This window comes from Stenotrophomonas sp. PS02298 (genome assembly GCF_029959445.1).
Taxonomy (GTDB): Bacteria; Pseudomonadota; Gammaproteobacteria; order Xanthomonadales; family Xanthomonadaceae; genus Stenotrophomonas.
Map to the genome: position 1 here is coordinate 1 of NZ_JASCOR010000256.1, position 3,866 is coordinate 3,866.

At 62.3% G+C, this 3,866-nt stretch carries 1 protein-coding gene; it reads right to left on the reverse strand.

Translation table 11 applies throughout. The features are described from left to right. Positions 1 to 228: 228 nt before the first annotated feature. Positions 229 to 3,321: a TonB-dependent receptor gene (locus tag QMX78_RS20560; RefSeq protein WP_282273133.1), complete on the reverse strand. Its 3,093-nt coding sequence runs from the start codon at positions 3,319 to 3,321 to the stop codon at positions 229 to 231. Positions 3,322 to 3,866 lie beyond the last annotated feature (545 nt).

The following is a 3,866-nucleotide window of genomic DNA, read 5'->3' on the forward strand; positions in this document are numbered from 1 at the left end:
CAGCAACAGCAACAGCAACAGCAACAGCAACAGCAACAGCAACAGCAACAGCAACAGCAACAGCGCCCCCATTCGCCCCTCGCGTTCGCTTGGGGCAGGCCCTTCGGGCACCTTCCCCCGCAGGCGGGAGAAGGGAAAGCAGTTTCCATCCAGCTTCAATAAAAAAGCCGCGCTGTTACCAGCGCGGCTTTTCATTACCCACGTGCACCAGGCACGCTTGGAACCGTCTTAGAACTTCCAGTTCACGCCGAAGTAGACAACACGGCCGGCGTAACCGTTGGAGTAGAAACGGGCCTTGGTGTCGTTGCCCAGATGGGTGCGCGTCTCTTCCTTGGTCAGGTTCAATACCGATGCCGTCAGGCTCAGCGCTGGGGTGACGTTGTAGGCGGCGTTCAGATCGATCTGTTGGTAGGGCTCCTGGTAGAGGTTCAGGCCGCTGACCAGGCCCTGCACCACTTCGCCGCGACGGTTCCACGAGGCACGCAGCAGCAGTTTTTCAACTTCATAGAACACGGTGAAGTTGGCCTGGTTCTCGGCGCTGCCAACCAGCGGTGACTTGCCGATCTGGGTGCCGTCTTCAAGGGTGATCGCCGCTTCGTTGGTGTCGTTCCAGGTGTAGTTCGCCTGGAAGCCGAGGCCGAAGTCCAGCGTGTGCTGGGCGTAGAACTCCAGGCCTTGCGACACTGCATCACGACCACCCGCAGTGGTGGAGTAGTTCTGCACGACAACGGTCTGTCCGCCGATGTTCTGGGTGACGTCCTGCATCACCGGCACCGAGAAGTTGCTGACGTCCTTGCGGAACAGGCCCAGGCCCAACACCGAGCCGGGCTGGAAGTACCACTCCACGCCGATGTCGTACTGGGTGGCCTTGTAGGCTTCCAGGTTCTTGTTGCTGCCCGAGCCGTACCAGCCCTGCTCACTGGCACCACCGGTCAGGCGGCGATCGTTGACGTATTCGGGGCTGAAGTATTCCAGGCTGCCCGGTGCGGCGATGTTGCTGTAGCTCGGGCGCGAGATCACCTTGGAGGCGGCTGCGCGCAGCAGCAGGTTGTCGGTCAGGTCATAGGCCAGGTTGAAGCTGGGCAGTACGTCGGTGTAGTTGCGGTCCAGGCTGGTGACCGCGAACGACTCTTCGCGCTGCTGGTCGTCCGAGAGTCGCCAGTAGTTTTCGCTGCCGCAGTAGGTATCAACGGGTGCGCCACCCGGCACCGGATCGGTATCCTGGCAGGCCAACGGGTTACCGTTGGCATCGTCGAAGAAGTAGTCGTTGTAGGACGTCACCTTGTCGGTGGAATCGGCGTGCTGGCGGGTGCTGACCACGCGCACGCCTACGTTGCCGCGCAGGCGTTCGGTGCGGAAGTTGGCCTGCAGATAGGTGGAGTAGATCTTTTCGTCCACGTTGTAGACGAAGTTGTCCTCGTTGCGGGTCTGCATCGGCCCGTAGGTCTTGTTGAGGTACGAGATGTAGGCCGGGTAGTTGATGGCCGGGAACGCGCTTGCATTGATACCGCCAGCGAGGTTGCCCAAGCCATAGACGAATTCCGGCGAGAACTGCTGGGCGATGTCGTTGCAGCGGCCGTTCCAGTAGCGGTTGCCGTAGTCGCTCGGGTCGGTGCCAGGGCAGGCCCAGTAGCTGTTGCCGGTGCTGCGGTGGATGCCACCGTCACGGTACTTGACGCCGAACTGCAGCGATTCCAGGAAGCCGGAGTCGTTGTGCCAGGTGGTATCGATCTGGGCGAACTTCTGCTGGTTGGTGTTGCGGGTCCAGGACGAACCGGTGGAGCCCAGGTCAACCTGCAGGATGCCGTTCTTCAGGTTCTGCATCAGTTCCGGCGAGAACGCCATCGACGGCGTGCCGGCCAGGCTCCAGGAGCTGGCAAGGTTACCGAGGTTCCAGCTGCCGTCCGCATTCTGGCTGCGCGGCTTCAGCGGCACCGAGAACTGCAGCGACGGGCCACCCTCGGCCCAGGTGCGTCCGCCCTTGAAGGCGATGTCGACCGACTCGCCGATCCATTCGGCGGAGAAATCGACGGTCTGCGACAGCGCCTCTTCGATGTTGTAGCTGCCGGTGATCTGCGGCGTCGGCACGGTGCAGTCGTCCGAGCCCCAGCCACCCGGCAGACGGCCCGCCTCGATCTCTTCCTTCGTCGGCTCCTTGCAGTAGTACGTTTTGCCGGGGTGCTTGCTGTAGTCGGCACCGGTGACGATGGTGCCACTCGGGTCCATGGTCAGCCCGTCGAGCAGGCGCCCGCCGGCCCAGTTGCCGTCGCCCCAATAGCGGGCGATGTTCCATTCCGGCACCTTGATGGTGTGGGTCTGGGAGTTCTGAGACAGGTCGAAGCGGAAGTAGTTCGCGGTCAGGGTGAGGTTGTCCACCGGCTTGAACTGCAGGGTGATCTGGCCGCCCTTGCGCTCGCGTTCCTCGTCCTTGACGTCGAGGTTCACCGAGGTCGGCATCATGAAACCGGTGTAGTACTTGCCGTTCTGGTCGTAGAAGCCGGTACCGCCCCACCAGTTGGAGTTGAAGTCTGAGGGGTTGCCGTTGACGTCAACCGCGGTGCCACCTTCGTCGCGGCCATACCAGGACCAGCCTTCGGTGCTGGCGCCCATGGTGCGGGTGGTGCGCTTCTGGTCGGTGTAACCGACGAACACGCCGAAGCGGTCGTCCTTGTCATGCCACGAATACGAGGCCGAGAGCTGGCCGTCGGTCTTCTTGGTGGTGTCGGCCCAGGTGCCGTCAACGGAGACGAAGCCGGTGTTGGCTTCCATGTCCAGTGGGCGGCGCGTGTGCAGGATCACCGTGCCGCCGATGCCGCCTTCGTCGATGCGCGCCTCCGGCGACTTGAACAGTTCGGCGCTGCCCAGCATGTTCGACGGCAGCAGGGTGTAGTTGAACGAGCGGGTCGGGTCGCCATTGGATTCGGCGGTAGCCACGTAGTTGCCGTTCAACTCGGTAAGGGTCAGCTCGGAGGACAGACCGCGCACGCTGACGTTCTTACCTTCGCCGCCGCTACGGGTGATGATCACGCCGGGCACGCGCTGCAGCGCGTCGGCCACGTTCTTGTCGGGGAACTTGCCGACGTCTTCTGCAGTGATCACCTCGACCACGGCGTTGGCGTCGCGCTTCTGTTCAAGGCTTTTTTCGATGGCGTAGCGGTAGCCGGTGACGGTCACGCTGTCGAGCGTGGTGGCATCGGGGCTGGTGTTGGTGCTGGCCTGTTGTGCGAGCGCCGCGCCGGGAACGGCTGCGACGGCGAACAAGGCGAAGGCAATGGCGGCGGACAATGTGTCGCGGCCGTGCTTGCGTGTGATCTGTTTCATTTCTCTCCCTCTCCTGGATTGAATCGCTAACTGTCACGTTGATTTGGACTTGTATCGATCTAAAAACGGGTGAAACCGGGGCCTTGTTGCGTTCGCTCAATGATTGGTTTGGCGCTCGAGCAGGGTTCCGTTGCCGGGATCGTGGGGGTGTCGATTTGGATCGATCTAAACGATTGGCGCGCATTTTTTAGCACAGCCAAAGGTTTGACGCATGTTGCTTCGCAATATGGCCTTGCTCTCTCCCTTTGGGCGGAGGGCAAGGGGAGGGGGGGCTGTTGAGGCTTTACCGGGAAAGCCCCTGCCGAGCGTGGCTCGGCACTACAGACCCCTCTCCCGTTTACGGGAGAGGGGTTGGGGTGAGGGGGCTTTTGGGGCTTTGCCGGGAACGCTCCTGCCGAGCATGGCTCGGCACTACGCTTGGCTCCCTCCCTTTGGCCGCAGGCCAAGGGGAGGGCTGGGGAGGGGTTGGCTTTTGAGGCTTCACCGGGAAAGCCTCTGCCGAGCATGGCTCGGCACTACAGGCCCCTCTCCCGTTTACGGGAGAG

Coding starts and splice junctions, on each gene's coding strand:
- QMX78_RS20560 (WP_282273133.1), bottom strand. CDS start 3,321: ATGAAACAGATCACACGCAAGCACGGCCGCGACACATTGTCCGCCGCC.